The organism is Pantoea sp. SGAir0180 (assembly GCF_043546245.1).
Map to the genome: position 1 here is coordinate 1,563,965 of NZ_CP028071.1, position 18,912 is coordinate 1,582,876.

At 53.3% G+C, this 18,912-nt stretch carries 13 protein-coding genes and 1 pseudogene; 4 read left to right on the forward strand and 10 right to left on the reverse strand.

Going from position 1 to position 18,912, the window contains the following annotated elements; genetic code table 11:
• The first annotated feature begins 120 nt into the window (after positions 1-120).
• On the forward strand, positions 121-4,020 hold the full coding sequence (hrpA, locus tag C1N58_RS07335; RefSeq protein WP_394564735.1) for an ATP-dependent RNA helicase HrpA: 3,900 nt from the start codon (positions 121-123) through the stop codon (positions 4,018-4,020).
• Between the two features lie 76 nt (positions 4,021-4,096).
• Here hrpA and C1N58_RS07340 read toward each other — a convergent pair whose 3' ends face one another.
• From C1N58_RS07340 to rstA, 7 genes and pseudogenes are all read right to left on the reverse strand, one after another.
• Entirely contained in the window at positions 4,097-4,906 is an 810-nt protein-coding gene (locus C1N58_RS07340) for a trypsin-like serine peptidase (RefSeq protein ID WP_394564736.1), read from the reverse strand.
• A gap of 278 nt (positions 4,907-5,184) precedes the next feature.
• The gene (gene asr, locus C1N58_RS07345) at positions 5,185-5,670 is read right to left on the reverse strand and encodes an acid resistance repetitive basic protein Asr (protein WP_006119259.1); all 486 of its coding nucleotides are present in this window, start codon (positions 5,668-5,670) and stop codon (positions 5,185-5,187) included.
• A gap of 167 nt (positions 5,671-5,837) precedes the next feature.
• The gene (locus tag C1N58_RS07350) at positions 5,838-7,325 is read right to left on the reverse strand and encodes a carboxypeptidase M32 (protein ID WP_394564737.1); all 1,488 of its coding nucleotides are present in this window, start codon (positions 7,323-7,325) and stop codon (positions 5,838-5,840) included.
• 18 nt (positions 7,326-7,343) lie between these two features.
• Positions 7,344-7,707: pseudogene (locus tag C1N58_RS07355) on the reverse strand (ATP-binding protein); the annotation flags it as partial.
• Between the two features lie 222 nt (positions 7,708-7,929).
• On the reverse strand, positions 7,930-8,805 hold the full coding sequence (locus C1N58_RS07360; protein ID WP_394564738.1) for a hypothetical protein: 876 nt from the start codon (positions 8,803-8,805) through the stop codon (positions 7,930-7,932).
• Positions 8,806-9,217: 412 nt separating this feature from the next.
• On the reverse strand, positions 9,218-10,519 hold the full coding sequence (gene rstB / locus C1N58_RS07365) for a two-component system sensor histidine kinase RstB (RefSeq protein ID WP_006119257.1): 1,302 nt from the start codon (positions 10,517-10,519) through the stop codon (positions 9,218-9,220).
• Positions 10,516-11,241 (reverse strand): two-component system response regulator RstA, encoded by a 726-nt coding sequence (gene rstA / locus C1N58_RS07370; protein ID WP_006119256.1) that lies wholly within the window; start codon positions 11,239-11,241, stop codon positions 10,516-10,518. Before rstA ends, rstB begins: the two co-directional genes overlap by 4 nt.
• Before the next feature lie 174 nt (positions 11,242-11,415).
• Here rstA and C1N58_RS07375 point away from each other — a divergent pair, with 174 nt between their 5' ends.
• Entirely contained in the window at positions 11,416-11,826 is a 411-nt protein-coding gene (locus C1N58_RS07375; RefSeq protein ID WP_006119255.1) for a hypothetical protein, read from the forward strand.
• On the opposite strand, the gene C1N58_RS07380 is transcribed toward C1N58_RS07375, so the two are convergent.
• Together C1N58_RS07380 and ydgH are read right to left on the reverse strand one after the other, a co-directional pair.
• Positions 11,823-13,211 (reverse strand): basic amino acid/polyamine antiporter, encoded by a 1,389-nt coding sequence (locus tag C1N58_RS07380; protein ID WP_033741762.1) that lies wholly within the window; start codon positions 13,209-13,211, stop codon positions 11,823-11,825. The two genes, C1N58_RS07375 and C1N58_RS07380, sit on opposite strands and share 4 nt — an antisense overlap.
• 205 nt (positions 13,212-13,416) lie before the next feature.
• Positions 13,417-14,370 carry a DUF1471 family protein YdgH gene (gene ydgH, locus C1N58_RS07385; protein WP_006119253.1) on the reverse strand — a complete coding sequence of 318 codons (954 nt, stop codon included), beginning with the start codon at positions 14,368-14,370 and terminating at the stop codon, positions 13,417-13,419.
• A 533-nt stretch (positions 14,371-14,903) separates the two neighbouring features.
• Between ydgH and pntA the strand changes: the two genes are divergently transcribed.
• Both pntA and pntB read left to right on the forward strand, forming a co-directional pair.
• Positions 14,904-16,436, forward strand: coding sequence for a Re/Si-specific NAD(P)(+) transhydrogenase subunit alpha (pntA, locus tag C1N58_RS07390; protein ID WP_205950217.1), 1,533 nt, complete (start codon positions 14,904-14,906; stop codon positions 16,434-16,436).
• 3 nt (positions 16,437-16,439) lie between these two features.
• Positions 16,440-17,828 (forward strand): Re/Si-specific NAD(P)(+) transhydrogenase subunit beta, encoded by a 1,389-nt coding sequence (gene pntB, locus C1N58_RS07395; RefSeq protein WP_033741760.1) that lies wholly within the window; start codon positions 16,440-16,442, stop codon positions 17,826-17,828.
• Between the two features lie 46 nt (positions 17,829-17,874).
• Here pntB and uspE read toward each other — a convergent pair whose 3' ends face one another.
• Positions 17,875-18,828, reverse strand: coding sequence for a universal stress protein UspE (gene uspE, locus C1N58_RS07400; protein ID WP_006119247.1), 954 nt, complete (start codon positions 18,826-18,828; stop codon positions 17,875-17,877).
• Between the last annotated feature and the right edge of the window lie 84 nt (positions 18,829-18,912).

The window sequence follows — 18,912 nt, forward strand, 5'->3', positions numbered from 1 at the left end:
GCGAGGTCCGCGCGGCAAACGGGAATGTGCTATGATAGGCGCAATTATTATCGTTAATCAGCGGGTTATCTTAGCACTGTACGCTGAGTCCATACCGCCTGAGTAAGGTACGTCATTACTATGTCTTCTCCGGTTTCATCTCCCTTAACGCCGCTTTGGTCGCGGCTTGATGCCCTGATGCTGCGCGACCGGCAGCGGCTGCAACGCCGGTTGCACGGTGCCAGAAAAGTGAAAAATCCTGATGCCCAACACGGTATTGCCGCCGAACTGGAGCAGGATATTCTCGCGGCTGAGCAGCGCGTGGCCCAGCGTATTGCCGCCACACCGCGCATCACGTTCCCGGATAATCTTCCGGTCAGTCAGAAACAGCAGGATATCGCGGATGCGATTCGCGCTCATCAGGTCGTGATCGTGGCAGGTGAAACTGGCTCGGGAAAAACCACCCAGTTGCCCAAAATTTGCCTGGCGCTGGGACGCGGTATCACCGGTTTAATTGGCCATACGCAACCTCGTCGTCTTGCGGCGCGCACCGTCGCGAACCGCATTGCCGAAGAGCTGGAAACGTCGCTGGGCGGCTGCGTCGGCTACAAAGTGCGCTTTAATGATCAGGTCGGTGAAACCACGCAGATTAAGCTGATGACCGACGGGATTCTGCTGGCGGAGATCCAGCAGGATCGCCTGTTGATGCAGTATGACACCATCATCATTGATGAAGCGCACGAACGCAGTCTGAATATCGACTTCCTGCTGGGCTATTTGCGTGAGCTGCTGCCGCGCCGTCCCGATCTTAAAGTCATTATCACCTCGGCGACCATCGATCCGCAGCGCTTCTCCCGCCACTTTAACAACGCGCCGGTGATTGAAGTATCGGGCCGGACTTATCCGGTGGAAGTCCGTTATCGTCCGGTCGTCGAAGAGGCGGACGATGTGGAACGCGATCAGCTTCAGGCGATCTTTGATGCGGTTGATGAGCTGAGCCAGGAGGGCCGGGGCGATATTCTGATCTTCATGAGCGGCGAGCGGGAGATTCGCGATACCGCCGATGCGCTGATGAAGCGCGATTTGCCGCATACCGAAGTGCTGCCGCTGTATGCGCGTCTGTCGAACAGTGAGCAAAATCGGGTATTTCAGTCACACAGCGGGCGACGTATAGTGCTGGCGACGAACGTTGCCGAAACCTCGCTCACCGTGCCGGGCATCAAGTACGTCATCGATCCGGGCACGGCGCGCATCAGCCGCTACAGCTACCGCACCAAAGTTCAGCGTCTGCCGATAGAGCCCATTTCTCAGGCTTCCGCGAATCAGCGTAAAGGACGTTGCGGCCGCGTATCGGAAGGGATCTGTATCCGGTTATATTCTGAAGCGGATTTCCTGAGCCGTCCGGCCTTTACCGATCCCGAAATTCTGCGCACCAATCTGGCCTCAGTCATTCTGCAGATGACCGCGCTGGGACTGGGCGATATTGCGGCGTTCCCGTTTGTGGAAGCGCCGGATAAACGCCATATTCAGGACGGCGTAAGATTGCTGGAGGAGCTGGGCGCGCTGACCCTGAGCGAAGAAGGCCATTATAAGCTCACCGGCTCCGGCCGCCAGCTGGCGCAACTGCCGGTGGATCCGCGCCTGGCGCGCATGGTGCTGGCTGCACGGCAGTACGGCTGTGTGCGCGAAGTGATGATTATCGCGGCAGGTTTGTCGATACAGGATCCGCGCGAACGCCCGGCAGAGAAGAAGCAGGCATCCGATGAAAAACACCGGCGTTTTGCTGACAAAGAGTCTGATTTTATGGCCTTTGTTAACCTGTGGAACTACCTGGGCGAGCAGCAAAAAGCGCTGTCCGGCAATGTCTTCCGTCGCCAGTGTAAAGCCGATTTCCTTAACTACCTGCGCGTACGGGAATGGCAGGATATCTATACCCAACTGCGTCAGGTGGTCCGTGAGCTTGGTATTCCGGTGAACAGCGAACCGGCGGAGTATCGCGAGATCCACTGTGCGTTACTGACCGGTTTACTGTCGCATATCGGCCAGAAAGATGCGGAAAAGCAGGAGTTTACCGGTGCACGTAATGCGCGCTTTGCCATTTTTCCGGGCTCAGGTTTATTCAAAAAACCGCCCAAGTGGACAATGGTGGCGGAGCTGGTGGAAACCAGCCGACTCTGGGGCCGTATTGCCGCGCGTATCGATCCGGAATGGATAGAACCGCTGGCACAGCATCTGATCAAACGTAGCTACAGTGAACCGCACTGGGAGAAATCGCAGGGCGCCGTCATGGCCAGTGAGAAAGTCACCTTGTACGGCTTGCCGATTGTGGCCGCGCGCAAGGTCAACTATGGCGCGATCGATCCTACGCTGAGTCGCGAGTTGTTTATTCGCCACGCGCTGGTGGAAGGCGACTGGCAAACGCGCCACGCATTTTTCCGTGCTAATCAGAAGCTGCGCAGTGAAGTGGAAGACCTGGAACATAAATCGCGTCGCCGCGACATTCTGGTAGATGACGAAACCTTGTTTGCCTTTTACGACCAACGTGTAGGGAAAGAGGTGGTTTCCGCACGCCACTTTGACAGCTGGTGGAAACAGGTCAGCAAAACCACCCCGGAACTGCTCAATTTTGATAAGCAGATGCTGATCAAAGCGGGCGCCGATACGGTCAGCCAGCTCGACTATCCCAATGTCTGGCATCAGGGAAATCTCAAACTCAGGTTGAGTTATCAGTTTGAACCCGGTGCGGATGCCGATGGCGTGACGGTCCATATTCCGCTTCCGCTGCTGAACCAGGTCGATGAAGCCGGCTTTGAGTGGCAGATTCCCGGTGTACGGCGTGAACTGATTATTGCGCTGATTAAATCGTTACCGAAGCCGCTGCGTCGTCATCTGGTGCCCGCGCCAAACTATGCCGAGGCGTTTTTAGGCCGCGTGACCGCAATGGAAATGCCGCTGCTTGATGCCCTGTCGCGCGAGTTCCGCCGGATGACGGGCGTGACGCTGGAGCGGGACGACTGGCAATGGGAACAGGTGCCCGATCATCTGAAAATGACCTTCCGGGGGGTAGACGAACACAACCGTAAGCTGCAGGAAGGTAAAGATCTCGCGGCGCTGAAAGTGCTGCTTAAAGGCAAGGTGCAGGAAACGCTGTCCAACGTGGCGGATGATGGTCTGGAACAGCGCGGTTTACACCTCTGGAGCTTTGGCGATTTGCCTCGCAGCTACGAGCAAAAACGCGGCAACTACCAGGTAAAAGCCTGGCCCGCGCTGGTCGATGAGAAAGACAGTGTGGCCATCCGGTTATTCGATAGTGAGCATGAGCAGCAGAAAATGATGTGGCGCGGTCAGCGTCGGTTGCTGTTGCTGAATATTCCGTCGCCGGTGAAATATCTGCACGAAAAATTGCCGAATAAAGCCAAGCTGGGCCTCTATTTTAATCCCTATGGCAAAGTGATGGAGCTGATCGATGACTGTATTGCCTGCGGTATCGATAAGCTGATTGCCGAGGCGGGTGGACCGGCCTGGGAACAGGCGGCCTTCGATGCGCTGCGCGAGAAGGTCCGCGCCGAGCTGAATGATACCGTGGTGGAGATAGCAAAGCAGGTTGAGCAGATTCTGACGGCGGTCTTCAATATCAATAAGCGCCTTAAAGGTCGGGTTGATATGACACTGGCACTGGCGCTGGCCGATATTAAGGCGCAGATGAATGGGCTGGTGTACCGGGGATTTGTGACCCAAAATGGCTGGCGGCATCTGGCCGATACCTTACGTTACCTGCACGGTATTGAGCGTCGGCTGGAAAAATTGCCGGTTGATCCCCACAGCGACCGCGCCCGTATGCTCCGGGTTCAGGCCGTTGAACAGGCCTGGCAGGCCTGGCGCAACAAACTGCCGCCGCAGCGTCAGGATGATGAGGATGTGCTGCATATTCGCTGGATGCTGGAAGAACTCCGCATCAGTCTGTTCGCGCAGCAGCTTGGCACGCCTTATCCCATTTCAGATAAGCGCATCATGCAGGCGATGGAGCAGATCACCGCCTGACGGCGGCAAACAGGGTCTTGTAAGAATAAAAAAGCCCGCATTCTTAAATGCGGGCTTTTTTGTGTAACGGTGAGAGCTACTGCGCCAGCGCTTCCAGCCGGTCTTTAAATGACGTCACGGCAATCGCGCGGTTGTCAGCCAGATAACGGTCTTTCGCCGCCGGGGCAGAACTCTGCACCGCTATCAGTTGCCAGCCCTTATCGCCTTTCAGCAGAAGCGGAGAACCGCTGTCGCCAGGCAAGGTATCGCACTGATGCGATAAAACCGCCCGTTGCGCCCAGCCGGTAATCAGGCAGTCGCTGTGTGAATACAGGCTGTCGAGATGATCGGCGGGATAACCTGCCTGGGTCACCTTGCGGCCCGCCGCTTTCAGCGCCTCGGTTAAGTCACTACGCGAACCTTCAAACAGCGGAATTGGCGTAATGGCAGAAGGGGGATTGCGCAAAATAATCAAACCATAATCGAACGGCGCTGCATTGCTGGGGACGATCCAGCCTTCGCCATCCGCTTTCAGCTTATGCACCAGCGATGGTTCAACGCGCGCATCGATGTCATGAATTTCGTAGCGCCAGCCTTTTTTGGTAGACATAAAACGTAGCGCTACGGGTTTATCAAATTTACCTGGAGGTGTCAGTAAACAGTGGCCCGCCGTCAGGGCAAGATGGGGAGAAATTAACGTGGCGGTGCACAGATTACCGCTCTCGGTTTCCAGTTGTCCTATCGCATCCCAGGGGTCCGCGCTGACATCGGTAATAGCCTGGCGATGATCTTTGCCAAAAAACAACATTTTAATTTCGGCGGGTGTCGGTGAATCATCATTATCATCAGCATGAACAAACGCGGTGAAACTGAAAAGTCCAACGATTAACAGGGTAGCCAGGCGCATAGAACTCTCAATAGCGAGAAAAAGAAAACGTTTTTGTTATTACTAAAGTGACATAACTATAGTCAGTGAGGCGTGAAAAAGGGAGTTTTTTCAGTGAATCAGTACGCTACAGCGACTAAATAAAAAAACTGGCCGCGATAACGCCACATAAGATCATCACAATCAGAATAATTTCGAAGCGATAGCGACGGACCATATTAGCCACTCCAGTAAAGAAACACCCGGCAGAACCGGGTGTTTTTAATTATTAACGCTTACTCGGACCCTAAAGGGCGACCTTATTTTTTAGCGGCTTTTTTGTGGTGCTTTTTAGCTGCCTGGGCTTTCTGAGCTGGCTTTTTGGTGTGTTTTTTAGCGGCCTGAGCTTTCTGGGCTGCTTTTTTGTGGTGCTTTTTAGCAGCCTGAGCTTTCTGGGCAGCTTTTTTGTGGTGTTTTTTAGCAGCCTGGGCTTTCTGAGCTGGTTTTTTGGTGTGTTTCTTAGCAGCCTGCGCTTTCTGTGCAGTGTCTTTCTTCGCTACTTTCTTCTTAGCGGCCTGCGCTTTCTGGGCAGCTTTTTTGTGGTGTTTCTTAGCAGCCTGCGCTTTCTGTGCAGCTTTATGATGCTTCTTATGGACAGCAGCTTTGTGCTCAGCTTTAGCAGGTGCAGCGGTGGTGGTCGCAGCCGCTGGAGCAGCAGTTGCAGGAGCGGCAGTTGTCTCAGCAGCGAAAGCAACTGAAGACAGACCCATAGCAGCGGCGATTACCAGTGCAAATAATTTTTTCATTGCAAAATCCTCGGACTATTTTTTCATGTGTAGCCCACTGCGGGGCCGGTGAGAAGACTATATGAAAATAAAACTGGCGCGTCCGTGGGTGATTGGTATCGCTGTGTAACCGATTGTACAAAGGGGATGTACGGGAGGAAAAGGCGGCCCTCAGGCCGCCTGCTACCTTAACTGTTCAGGTAACGTTGCTCAAGATGTTTGCGGAAATAGTCTGGGTTGAGCGCTTCGCCAGTAGCATTGACAATCAACTGTTCGGTGGTGAAACGGCTGCCATGTTGCCAGATATTCTGCTGCAGCCAGTCAAATACCGGCTGCAGGTCGCCATGCTGTATCAGCTCGGCGGATTGCGGAATTGCGTTTTGTAACGCCTGGAACAACTGCGCAGCGTACATCGCCCCGAGTGTGTATGTCGGGAAATAGCCGAAGGCGCCATCGGTCCAGTGAATATCCTGCATGCAGCCATCGCGGTAGTTGCCGCGCGTATCCAGACCCAGGGATTGTTGCATCTTTTCATCCCACAGCGCCGGAATGTCTTCAACCTCAATCTCGCCTTCAATCAGCGCGCGTTCGATCTCGTAGCGCAGAATGACGTGCGCCGGATAGCTCAGTTCGTCCGCATCCACTCGAATCAGGCCCGGTTTAACCTGCTGCGTCAGCCGGACAAAGTTATCTGCCTGAAGGGCGGGCTGGTCACCGAGCTGACTGATGATTTGCGGCAGGATACGCTGCAGGAAAGGTGCGCTGCGTCCCAGTTGCATTTCCATAAACAGACTTTGTGACTCATGGATGGCCGTGGATCGCGCCAGCGCAACCGGCTGACCGCGCCATTGCTCAAGCAAATTCTGTTCGTAGCGCGCGTGGCCAGTCTCATGAATGACGCCCATCATGGCGCTCAGAAACTCATCCTGATTGTAGCGGGTGGTAATACGCACATCTTCGGGCACGCCGCCGCAGAAAGGGTGCGCGCTAATGTCCAGGCGGCCATGGTTAAAATCAAACCCCAGCTCGGCCATCACGCGTAAACCCAGTTCGCGCTGTGAGGCTATCGGGAACGGTCCCTGGGGCGTGATCACCGGCTGCTGAGCCTGTTTTTCGACGACCTGCTGCAACAAGTGTGGAAGCCAGGTTTTTAACTGCCCGAAGGTATGATCCAGCGTGGCGCTGGTCATGCCCGGTTCAAACACGTCAAGCAGCGCGTCATAGCGGGAGCAGCCGTTCGCTTGCGCACGCAGTTCAGCTTCCTGACGGCTTAAGCGTACGACCTCTTTCAAATTGGTCGCAAAACCCTGCCAGTCGTTTGTCGGACGCTGTGTACGCCAGGCATGCTCACAGCGCGATCCCGCAATGGATTTGGCTTCGACCAGTTCAGCAGGCAGTAATGTTGCCTGAACATAAGCGCGGCGCATTTCGCCCAGATTGGCGCGTTCAACATCATTCAGCGATTGCTGTTCTGCCTGATCCAGCCAGTCACCAATGCGTTTATCCGTCAGAATCTGATGTTGCAGCACACTCATTTCCGCCAGCGCTTCGCCCCGTGCGGCGCTGCCACCGGCGGGCATCATGGTTTGCATGTCCCATCCGGCGATGGCGCTGAGATGACTGAAACGCGACAGGCGCTGGAAGGTCTTACAAAGGTGTTGATAGGCTGAAGTCACACAAAGCTCCTGAATGCGTTAACGTCGTGGAAGTTCCCGAAAGGGGAGATCGAGCGGCCAGCTAAAACGCAGGCTGGCACCGCCAGGCGGGCTGGTTTCAACGGAAACCCGGCCGCTGAGCGCATGGGCGATGGAGTGAACGATGGCCAGGAAGTCCACAGCCGCCCGTTGCGCGGTCGCGACTCGGATCGAGCCGGACAAAGGGTTCAAATACACGTTCACGTTTTTCATGGGGGATCCCCGGACCGTCATCGTCGACCTGCAAATTACCGACTGCGCCGTCAAACCCTAAGCTGACCCGCAGGCGCTGGTTTGCATAGCGCAGCGCATTATTGACAAGGTTGTCCAGCACGCGCTCCATAAGCCGGGAATCTGAAATGCCCGCCAGCTACCTTAACCCCCAGCAAATTATCTGACAACAGCGGCGTATGCAGTAGGCGGGCGAAATAGTAGATGACGGTCAACAAAGCCACATCACGTAATGACTGTTTCATTTAATATTGGGGGAGATTCATAGAGGTTCGCAAGTAACGTTCACGATTTCTTGATTATTATCACCGCTGGTCCTTTTTCATTTAACCGCCTCCAATATATCCTGTGATACCTAAGGATAGTTCAGCATTATGACTGATGAGCCGTAAAAGGAACCCGTTTTACCCGGATTTGTTATTTTTGCTGTTAATTTTACTGAACGACGACTTTCTGAAGGTATATTATGCATCGATGATATTCCATCCAGAGCTTTTAAATCATCAGTAATGGTTACTGAGCCACCGTTGGAAAGCGCTATAATACCTCTGTTAGCTTCACTCAAGCTGACTTTTGTTGCATCAGTACAGTATATATAGATATCTTCAGTAATAGCGGTATTAGTCGATGCGGATTTAGTTACAATGCCAAAATCAAAATTTATCTCAGCCGTTTCGATATGACAACTCGCTGCAGCGGGTGGTATTTGAGAACAAACTGGTTGCACATTAAGGATTGCTCCGGCTGTTGCTGCTGACCAGGCATCCTGAACTGATGAACCCGTGGCAGTGTGTGTTGAAGCTCCGTTGGATAAGACAAACCCCTGACATTTGTCTACACCGGCGGAACTATGCCATGAGAGAACAAAACTTCCAGACATCAGCCCCGCATTATAAACACGCTCAACATAGTCTTTGAGCTTTTCCCCATCGTTCGCTAAGGGTAAAATAGAATATTGTTCTTTGTTGTTCGACGGCATAACTCCACGATAAGGCTTTTTCACTATATCAACATACCCTATTCGCAGGCCATCTTGCTTTGTCAATGGCTGATTAGCAAGACTGTCATCTACAGTCATCAGTTGAGGCGAATAAGTCGTTTTAGTACTGAGCGAAGTTGGCCATGTGAGCGATGTAATCACTGGTAGATGAATTACTTCTGCCATGCATTCAAATGGGCAGAATGAAAACAACAAGCTAATAAAATGACTAATTCGATTTTTTATTCTCATTTGATATACCTGGATATTGTTTAGCTCGACCTATTGAGCAATGCAGGTTCAATGGTATGCAAAAAAAATAACATGTCTAGACTCAAATCAATTAAATGCAGAGATATAATTAAAATATTATGCACACGATATTATTCACTGTGAGATTTTTTTTCGCGATAAAAATGCGGGTGATAAATACCTGAGCCTCAGCCTGAAGAAAGCGTAGATTTTTTTAGCTTATAGCTCTATCAGCCCAAAGGTATAGCCACTGGAAGCTAACTGGGCTGATGCTTTACTCTGTCTAAAAAAACAATCTGGTCAGTGGAACTGATAACTGAACGTACCCGTTCCTTTTACATATCCATCCCTTGAGGGTTCTGAAACCATTCCTGACGGGGCAGGCTGAAGTCACACAAAGCTCCTGAATGCGTTAACGTCGTGGAAGTTCCCGAAAGGGGAGATCGAGCGGCCAGCTAAAACGCAGGCTGGCACCGCCAAGCGGGCTGGTTTCAACGGAAACCCGGCCGCTGAGCGCATGGGCGATGGAGTGAACGATGGCCAGGCCAAGTCCACAGCCGCCCGTTGCGCGGTCGCGACTCGGATCGAGCCGGACAAAGGGTTCAAATACACGTTCACGTTCTTCATGGGGGATCCCCGGACCGTCATCGTCGACCTGCAAATTACCGACTGCGCCGTCAAACCATAAGCTGACCCGCAGGCGCTGGTTTGCATAGCGCAGCGCATTATTGACAAGGTTGTCCAGCACGCGCTCCATAAGCCGGGTGTCTGAAACGCCGTAATTTTCCCGCTGGGGTAAGTCCAGCTCAATCTGCGTATCCGGGTTGATGGCCTGGAAGTCTTCCATGCGTTCACGCAACCAGCTGGCCAGATCCAGCGACTGCAAATTAAGGTCGACGCGTGGACGATCCAGACGGGCATAGGTCAGCAGCTCTTCAATCAGGCTTTCCAGCTGACTCACATCACGATTCAGCGCCGCAGATTCGGCTTCGCTCAGGTTATCGCTCATCTCCAGACGATAGCGCAGCCGCACAAGCGGTGTACGCAACTCGTGAGCGATACCATCAATAAGCTGTTTCTTGCTGGCGACGAGCGTATTGATATTCTCAGCCATTTGGTTAAATGCGACGCCAACGCGAAACAGGCTGGAGGTGCTGTCGAAATGAGTACGCACGTCCAGTTGCCCCTGACCAAAACGCTGAGCGGCATGTTCCAGTCGCAGCATCTCTTTCCAGTGCGGACGCAGCCAGATAAATACCGGCAGCCCAAGCGACATGCCAATAAATACGACCAGTGCCATATCCAGCAGGCGCATTTGATGCAGATAAAAAAGGTAAGGTATAGGTCCGACGGTCAGGACATAATGACTACGCGGAATGTGTTGCAGGAAGGTGTATTTGTCGTCCAGCGCAACGATTTCGCCCGCACGCAGACGGCGTAACTCATTTTCATCCAGTTCGAACCGGCTCATGGGCTCAATATGCAGCTCAAATGACAAACCGAGATCCAGACTTTTGATCGTTTTATTCCAGTCGCGCGGCGGGATTTCACGCAGTTCACTGCGAATCAGGTAGAGCGAGCTGGCCATCAAGTCGTTCATGGACTGGCGGCCTGCGCGTTCGGCGGTAAATTTATAGACCAGCCCGACCATCAGCGACATCACCAGAAAACAGACAAACAGCAGCAGGTAGAACTGAATAAAAAGTTTTTTCATACCGAACGCGTGTCCCAGGCCTGCGGCGCAAACAAATAGCCTTTGTTGCGGATGGTTTTGATACGGAATGGCTCTGTTGCGCTGTCGTGCAGTTTTTTACGCAAACGCGAGATGGCGACATCAATACTGCGATCCATGCCATCGTAACTGACGCCGCGTAAGGTTTTCAGCAAGGCATCACGGTTAAGAATTTGCCCGGCATGGCTGGCCAGCACCCAAAGCAGATCAAAATCCGCCGTGGACAGGGCGATATTTTCTTCAAACAGCACGACCTGGCGATTCAGGGCATCGATGGTCAGTGAGCCAAAGCGCAACATGCGTGTATTTTTCGTCGGCGCAGGGGCTTCTTCACTTTGCACCTGTTGTGACTGACGCAGGTGCAGACGCAATCGCGCCAGCAGAACGGCTGGGGGGGCCGTTTTCAGAATATAGTCCTGCGCGCCCATCTCCAGCGCGAGGATATGGTTCATATCGCTGTCAAGGGAGGTCAGCAGCACGATCGGCCCCTGCCAGTTTGCCCGTAAGTCACGGCAGATTGACATGCCATCTTTGCCGGGCAGCATGATGTCGAGCATGACCAGGTCAGGTTGCTGTTCGGCAATGGTGGCTTCAGCCCGATCGCCGCGCGTCTCAACAATCACTTCAATATCATGGCGTCCCAGGTAGGCGGCAATGAGCGAACCGACCTCCGGTTCATCTTCTACGTAAACGATTTTATGCATAATTCACACTAACGTAAAAAGGAGGGATAAAGCATAACTTTTCCTGGCGCAGAGCTCTATCCAATCACACGAAATATCCTTGAGTAACTGGTATATAATCCGCAAAATATGCAATCATTAACCCTGCGTTTAATATGAGTTCCGGATTCATTGTGATCACCTTGAGGAGCCAAAGTGTTTGATAAAGAGCTGGCATCAGCGGTATACCGTGATCGCATCCGCTTTAACTACAGTGATTTCCTGTCGGCATCCTGCAAAAAACGTTGGAGCTTTGTGGATGCCATCTATGGCGTACTGCCCATATTCGGCATGGTGACACGCAAATCTGCGCACAGTTTACAGGCAAGTGAAGATCACCTGAAAGAATTAGCCTTGCAAATCATATCAACCCAGGTCAGCGACGAAATCAACATCGCCCGCCTGATTACGTTAGCCGAGCAGCAGCACATTGCCCGCGTGGATATCCAGCTTCCGTATCCGCTGTCAGAGAAACAGCTGGAGGCGATTCATGAAGAGTACCGTAAGCCCGTGACGCTGACACAGCAGGATGACCTGCTGTGCGTGGTTCTCGGTCAGTCTCACTAAGTCAGTAGGGCCCACATCGCAGGCAGGGTTGCCACCATAATACAGACCATGGCAACCCGCTCAACGGGCCGCAGCGCCACCGCATGTCCGCCCCGACGTGCGAACATAAACAGCAAAATGCCCGGCGCATAGAGCACGACAGACATAAACAGATGCAGTGGACCGGAGGCATACAGCAACCAGATGCCGTACACGCTGGCACCGATGCCTGTCACGAGCGCCCAGGGTTTATGTTGTCCTTTGACCACCTTGATCAAATACAATCCCACCAGCAAATAGGGCACCAGAATCATTTCTGAGGCAATGGTCAACAGCATGTTGTAATCCGCACCGGTCAGGGCGATCAGGATCAGGCAAACCTGCACACTACCGTTTGTCAGCCACAGTGAGGCGGCTGGCGCATTACGGACGTTCTGGCGGGCAATACTGCGGGGGAAGGCACCTTGCTGCGCGGCAATAAACGGCACTTCTGCCGCCATAATGGTCCAGCTCAGATAGGCACCGCAGACAGAAATAATCAAGCCCACGACAATGATTGCGTTACCCCAGCTTCCCGTCAGTTGCGTCATCAGGCCCGCCATTGAAGGGTTACGCATTTCGGCCAGCGCCGCGCGCGGCACGATCCCTAACGACAGCAGGGTGACCAGCAGATAAACCAGCAGGGCGGCCAGCACGGCCAGCAGCGTTGCCCGTCCGACATCCTTTTTATGGCGAGCTCGCGACGAGACCACTACAGCACCTTCCACGCCGATAAACACCCACAGCGTGATTAACATGGTCTGTTTGACCTGTTGCCATAACGGAACGCCGAGGCTCAGCCCGGAAAAATCAAAATGGAAGCGGTCATAATTGAAGGCCATGACGGCCAGCACCACAAACAGCAGCAGCGGCACCAGTTTGCCCAGTGTCGCCAGCAGGTTAATGCTGGCGGCGGTCTGAACGCCCCGCAATACCAGCCAGTGAACCAGCCACAGCACTACGGATGCGCCCAGCATCGCCTGCCAGGTATTCCCGTTACCAAAAATAACCCTGTCTGGCGTATCGGTGAAGAAACTCAGGGCAGAGAAAACAATAACCAGATAGGACACGTTGGCGATAACCGCACACAGCCAGTAACCCCAGGCGGAACAAAATCCCGTCAACTCACCGAATCCAGCGCGGGCGTAGGTAAAGATACCGCCATCCAGATCGGGTTTGAGTCGCGTCAGCAGCAGCATCGCCAGCGACAGGAAAATAATCCCTGCGCCGGTGATCAGCCAGCCAGTCAGCAACGCGGCCGGACCTGCGACCGCCGCCATATTTTGTGGCAAGCTGAAAACACCCGCACCCAGCATGGAGCTGAGTACCAGCGCGGTCAGGGCACTGAGGCCTAATTTTTTCTCCAAAACATTCTTCCTGCGAGCATAAGTGGCTGGGTGACCAGCATAAACACCCTATTATATCGGTGTTGTGTTGCGTAAATCGCGTGTAATACGCTGAAAAACAGGCGGAGGATTTTACGGAGTGCGGTGAAGGATGGCAATGCGTGACTATGCAAAATTGCGCAGGGATTATGCAAACAGTTGGGCGGCTTGCGCCGCCCTTAATTGCTTATTTGAACAGATCGGCGGTCACGGTGAGGTTACCCCCGCTCTGGTTCTGCCACTGGCGTGTGATGTGGTAGAACTTCGCACCTTTGCCAGCCGCACGTTTGGCGGCTTCCTGCGAAACTTCGGTTGGTGTGCCGAAATGGCCGCTGAAGGTGACCGTATCAAACGGCTGCATCTGTGCCGCGGTGACTGCGTTCAGCTCCTGGATTTCCCGACCGTCTGGCAGCGTCACAGAATAGCGTTTACCGGTTGAACTCTGCGTTTCAAAGAAGCGGCCCACGGCATTGCTTGGGGTTTCAGAGGAGGCTACGCCCGGAATCTCGACTTTTTTCGCCTCAGCACCGCCCGCGGCCAGCGCGGCTTTACCTGCCTGAGAATCAGCCGGAATGCTATCCGGGCTCTGCACGGCGCGCTGTTTTGCATCCGCCTTATAGATGTAAGCGGTAATGAACTGGTTGCCACCGGTATTAGCATCAACCTGACGCACAATAAAGAAGGACGCAGCGCCTTTTTCTTTCGCGGCTTTAGAAATTGCCTCGTTCACATCGGGCTGGCTGGGGAAAAAGCCGGTCACCGTCACGGTATCAAAGGGTTCAAGGCGATAGGCTTCCGCTTTCGGCAGCTCTTTCAGGCCGTTAAACATCCGGTAGTCGGTTTCCTGACTCGCTTTAGGCGCATTCGCCTTATACAAATCCGCGGTTACGCGCCAGTTACCACTGTTACCGTTGCTGTCGTTAATACCTTGAATGTAATACGAATCTGCATTCAGTTCATCAGCACGTTTGGAGACGGCATCCGCCGCATCGCCAATTGCATTAAAACGACCGGTGATATTAATACGTTCGAATGGCTTCAACGCGGCCGCTTGTTCTGGCGTCAGCTCTTTAGCGGCAAACGCATTTCCCGCCAGCAGAGATAACAATGTAGATGCCAGAATAGTGTTCTTCAGCTTCATAAAAATGATCCTTCGCCTTACGCAAAATGAGTACGAAAACGTGCTGGACTCTTGATGTATAACAGAATAGCTGCTGATTATTACATGTTATAAACACGCTGTCGCAGCCAATTTTTGCGATTTCTCTCTCGTGGTGATCCGGTTTTTTTTATCCCGGCGTCACGAATCAGTATTTTACCTTACGCTTAAGACAGGCAGATGAAATAAACGTTCGTAGCTTTATCAAAACCGTTAATGCGTTGTTAAATTTAGGTTTTTCCGAAAGGAATATTCGTATCGAAGGGTGCTTAGTTAGTTAATTATCTTCCAGTGATGCGATCAGACAGTGACGTTATGCGGCATAACGAGGCCAAAACTGGATATTACCGCGAATGTGACATTGGTGCGTCTGTGCAGTAGATCACCTGTAACATTTTCAGTAGGTTTAGACACGATTATGCCCTTGCATTTATTCACACCGCCTGAACGCGGATGACGTCAGAGCAGTCTGTACCACAAGGGTCATCATCCTTTAATCGATGAAAGGGAACACTATGTTAATTGGAATACCCAAAGAGCGGTCAGCCAATGAGTCGCGCGTGGCTGCCACGCCGAAAACCGTTGAACAACTCATCAGGCTGGGTTTTAGCGTCACGATTGAACAGGGTGCGGGTAAGCCTGCCAGTTTTGATGATGACAGCTATGTCAACGCCGGCGCCACGCTGACCGATCGCCAGCAGGTCTGGCAAGCCGATATTGTGCTGAAAGTGAATGCACCCGGTGAAGACGACATTGCACTGATGCGCGAGGGCAGCACGCTGGTCAGTTTTATCTGGCCTGCTCAGCACCCTGAACTGCTGGATAAACTGGCTGCGCGTAAGGTCACCGTTATGGCGATGGACGCCGTGCCCCGTATTTCCCGTGCGCAGTCGCTGGATGCGCTGAGCTCAATGGCCAATATTGCAGGTTATCGGGCCATCGTGGAGGCGGCACACGAATTTGGTCGCTTTTTCACCGGTCAGATCACCGCTGCCGGGAAAGTCCCGCCTGCCAAAGTGATGGTGATTGGTGCGGGCGTGGCGGGTCTGGCGGCAATCGGTGCCGCAGGCAGCCTGGGCGCGGTTGTTCGCGCCTTTGACACGCGTCCGGAAGTGAAGGAACAAGTGCAAAGTATGGGCGCAGAGTTCCTTGAACTGGATTTCAAAGAAGAGGCGGGGAGTGGTGATGGTTACGCCAGAGTCATGTCGGATGCTTTTATTAAAGCAGAAATGGCGCTTTTCGCTCAGCAGGCCCAGGAGGTGGATATTATTGTCACCACGGCGCTGATTCCGGGTAAACCTGCGCCGACGTTGATCACCAGGGAAATGGTGGCCAGCATGAAGCCTGGTAGCGTCATTGTTGACCTGGCGGCACAAACCGGCGGCAACTGTGCGCTTACCGTCGCCGATCGGGTCACTGTAACGGACAACGGCGTAAAAATTATCGGGTATACGGATCTTCCCAGCCGGTTACCGACGCAATCATCTCAGCTCTACGGCAGCAATCTCGTCAACCTGATGAAATTGCTTTGTAAAGAGAAGAATGGCGAGATCGTCATTGACTTTGATGATGTCGTCATCCGCAGCGTCACGGTGATTCGAGACGGCGAGATCACCTGGCCTGCGCCGCCAGTTCAGGTCTCCGCCGCGCCGAAAACCGCGGCTGCCGCTGCACCGGCGCAAACGAAAAGCCCGGCGGCACCCGTTTCCCCCCGGCGTAAATATGGGCTGCTGGCAGGCGCTGTCGTACTCTTCGCCTGCCTCGCGAATGTTGCCCCCAGTGAATTCCTGTCACATTTCACCGTCTTTGCGCTGGCCTGTGTGGTGGGCTACTACGTGGTCTGGAATGTGAGTCATGCGCTGCATACGCCGCTCATGTCAGTCACCAATGCGATTTCGGGCATTATTGTGGTAGGGGCAATATTGCAAATGGGGCACGGCGGCTGGGTGAGTTTTCTTTCTTTTATTGCCGTATTGATCGCCAGCATCAATATCTTCGGTGGCTTCACCGTCACGCAGCGTATGCTGAAAATGTTTCGTAAGGGGTAAGCTATGTCTGGCGGATTAGTGACGGCAGCCTATATCGTTGCTGCAATTCTGTTCATTATGAGTCTGGCGGGTCTTTCAAAACATGAGACCTCAAGACAGGGCAATATATTTGGTATCAGCGGCATGGCGATTGCGCTGATCGCGTCTGTATTTGGTCCCGACAGCAGTCATGTTGTCTGGATTTTGCTGGCGATGGTTATTGGCGGTGCCATCGGTATTCGGCTGGCGAAACGGGTAGAAATGACCGAAATGCCCGAGCTGGTGGCGATACTGCACAGCTTCGTCGGCCTGGCCGCCGTACTGGTAGGCATTAACAGCTATATCGATCATGCTCCTGGCTTGCCGGCGGTTATTGAAAACATCCATCTCAGCGAAGTCTTTATCGGCATCTTTATCGGTGCAGTCACCTTTACGGGCTCGCTGGTCGCCTTTGGCAAATTGTGTGGCAAACTCTCGTCGCGGCCCTTAATGCTGCCTCAGCGGCATAAGCTGAATCTGCTGGCGCTGGTCGTCTCGTTTTTACTGCTACTGTGGTTTGTTAACACGCAAAGTCGCGGTGCGCAGGTGTTTGCGCTGGTGATCATGCTTATCATTGCGTTGGCGTTTGGCTGGCACCTGGTGGCCTCCATCGGTGGTGCAGACATGCCGGTCGTTGTTTCGATGCTCAACTCTTATTCCGGTTGGGCGGCCGCAGCGGCAGGGTTTATGCTCAGTAACGATCTGCTTATCGTGACCGGTGCGCTGGTTGGTTCCTCGGGGGCAATTCTCTCTTACATAATGTGTAAGGCCATGAACCGCTCGTTTATCAGCGTTATTGCCGGTGGATTTGGCAGCGATGGCACAGCTTCAACGACAAGTGATGAGACCGGCGAACATCGTGAAATCAGCGCAGAAGAAACGGCAGAGATGCTCCGATCTTCCCGTTCCGTGATCATTACGCCCGGCTACGGCATGGCCGTTGCACAGGCACAGTATCCGGTAGCGGAAATCACGGAAAAACTCCGCGCCCGCGGCATCAACGTGCGTTTTGGTATTCATCCGGTCGCCGGCCGTTTGCCTGGCCATATGAACGTTCTGCTGGCAGAGGCGAAAGTGCCTTATGACGTGGTGCTGGAAATGGACGAAATCAACGACGATTTTAGCGATACCGATACGGTACTGGTTATCGGGGCCAACGACACGGTTAATCCTGCGGCGCAGGATGATCCGGGCAGCCCGATTGCCGGTATGCCGGTGCTGGAAGTGTGGAAAGCGCAAAACGTTATTGTGTTCAAACGCTCAATGAATACGGGCTATGCCGGTGTGCAAAATCCGCTGTTCTTTAAAGAAAATACTCACATGCTGTTCGGGGATGCCAAAGCCAGCGTAGAAAGTATTCTGAAAGCGCTGTAAAAGAAAAGGGCGACGATAACCGTCGCCCTTTTTACTGAAGGCCGCGTTAATCGTGCTCGTCTTCGTCGTCAAGCGTAATGGGCGAGACAAAATCATCCGGCTTAATCGCCAGCAGGTCACAGCGCAGGTGGTCGATCACCTGTTCAGCCGTATTCCCCAGGAAAGCTGCCGACAGTCCGGTCCGTCCAATCGTCCCTAACACCACAATGCCCGCGCCAAGATGGGCGGACAATTCCGGGATCACTTCTTCCGGCAGGCCTTTTTCAACGTGGGTAAACTCTTCACTGATGGAGAATTTTTGTCGCAGGGCCTTCATGGCTACCAGATGCTGGCCGCGAATGGCATCGTTGTAGACGCTGGGATCAAAGTCGGGCAGTTCGATAGCAATGTTGATTGGCGTAATCGGATAGGCGCCCACCAGATGCACTTCGGTATGATTGACGCTTTCGGCCAGTTTAACGGTTTCGCGAATGAGTTTCTGATTAAGCGCATCGTGGTGCGGTTCTTCGCTGGCCAGATTGACCGCCACCAGCGCTTTGCCGCCTTCGGGCCAGGGTTGATCCTTAACCATCCACACCGGGCAAGGGCACTTACGTAACAGATGCCAGTCTGTCGGTGTAAAAATAACGGCTTCCAGCCGGTCGTGCTGGTGCGCCATTTTCAGCACTAAATCATGTTGATGCGCCAGCACTTCCTGGATGATTGCTTCATAGGGCCGGTTGTGCCAGATGACTTTAATGTCTATATCCACACCAGCATCCAGATAAGCCTGCGCCTGTTCACGAATCCATTCCGAGCGCTGGCTGATCACACCCTGACGCATCGCGGTGCGTTCATCTGGTGACAGCAGGGTGGTCATTTCGTATGAAAAGTCGTAGATGGGCAGAAATGCTTTGATTTTGCCGCCGATAAGCTGGTTGAGATAGACCGCACGTCGCAGCGCGGGCTGGTCATCCTGCTGAGGATCAATGGCGACCAGAATGTTTTGATACTGGGACATAGGCTACTCTCCTTAGACCGACGCGACTGGTTTAAAGATAGCCTATGTTAAGTGCACTAAGAAAGTGAAAAGATGTAGCCGGAT

Bases quoted from the DNA above. Each gene is read 5' to 3' on its own strand.
- rstB (WP_006119257.1), bottom strand. From the start codon at position 10,519: ATGAAAAAACTTTTTATTCAGTTCTACCTGCTGCTGTTTGTCTGTTTT.
- asr (WP_006119259.1), bottom strand. From the start codon at position 5,670: ATGAAAAAATTATTTGCACTGGTAATCGCCGCTGCTATGGGTCTGTCT.
- C1N58_RS07360 (WP_394564738.1), bottom strand. From the start codon at position 8,805: ATGAGAATAAAAAATCGAATTAGTCATTTTATTAGCTTGTTGTTTTCA.
- uspE (WP_006119247.1), bottom strand. From the start codon at position 18,828: ATGTCCCAGTATCAAAACATTCTGGTCGCCATTGATCCTCAGCAGGAT.
- C1N58_RS07340 (WP_394564736.1), bottom strand. From the start codon at position 4,906: ATGCGCCTGGCTACCCTGTTAATCGTTGGACTTTTCAGTTTCACCGCG.
- hrpA (WP_394564735.1), top strand. From the start codon at position 121: ATGTCTTCTCCGGTTTCATCTCCCTTAACGCCGCTTTGGTCGCGGCTT.
- rstA (WP_006119256.1), bottom strand. From the start codon at position 11,241: ATGCATAAAATCGTTTACGTAGAAGATGAACCGGAGGTCGGTTCGCTC.
- ydgH (WP_006119253.1), bottom strand. From the start codon at position 14,370: ATGAAGCTGAAGAACACTATTCTGGCATCTACATTGTTATCTCTGCTG.
- pntB (WP_033741760.1), top strand. From the start codon at position 16,440: ATGTCTGGCGGATTAGTGACGGCAGCCTATATCGTTGCTGCAATTCTG.
- pntA (WP_205950217.1), top strand. From the start codon at position 14,904: ATGTTAATTGGAATACCCAAAGAGCGGTCAGCCAATGAGTCGCGCGTG.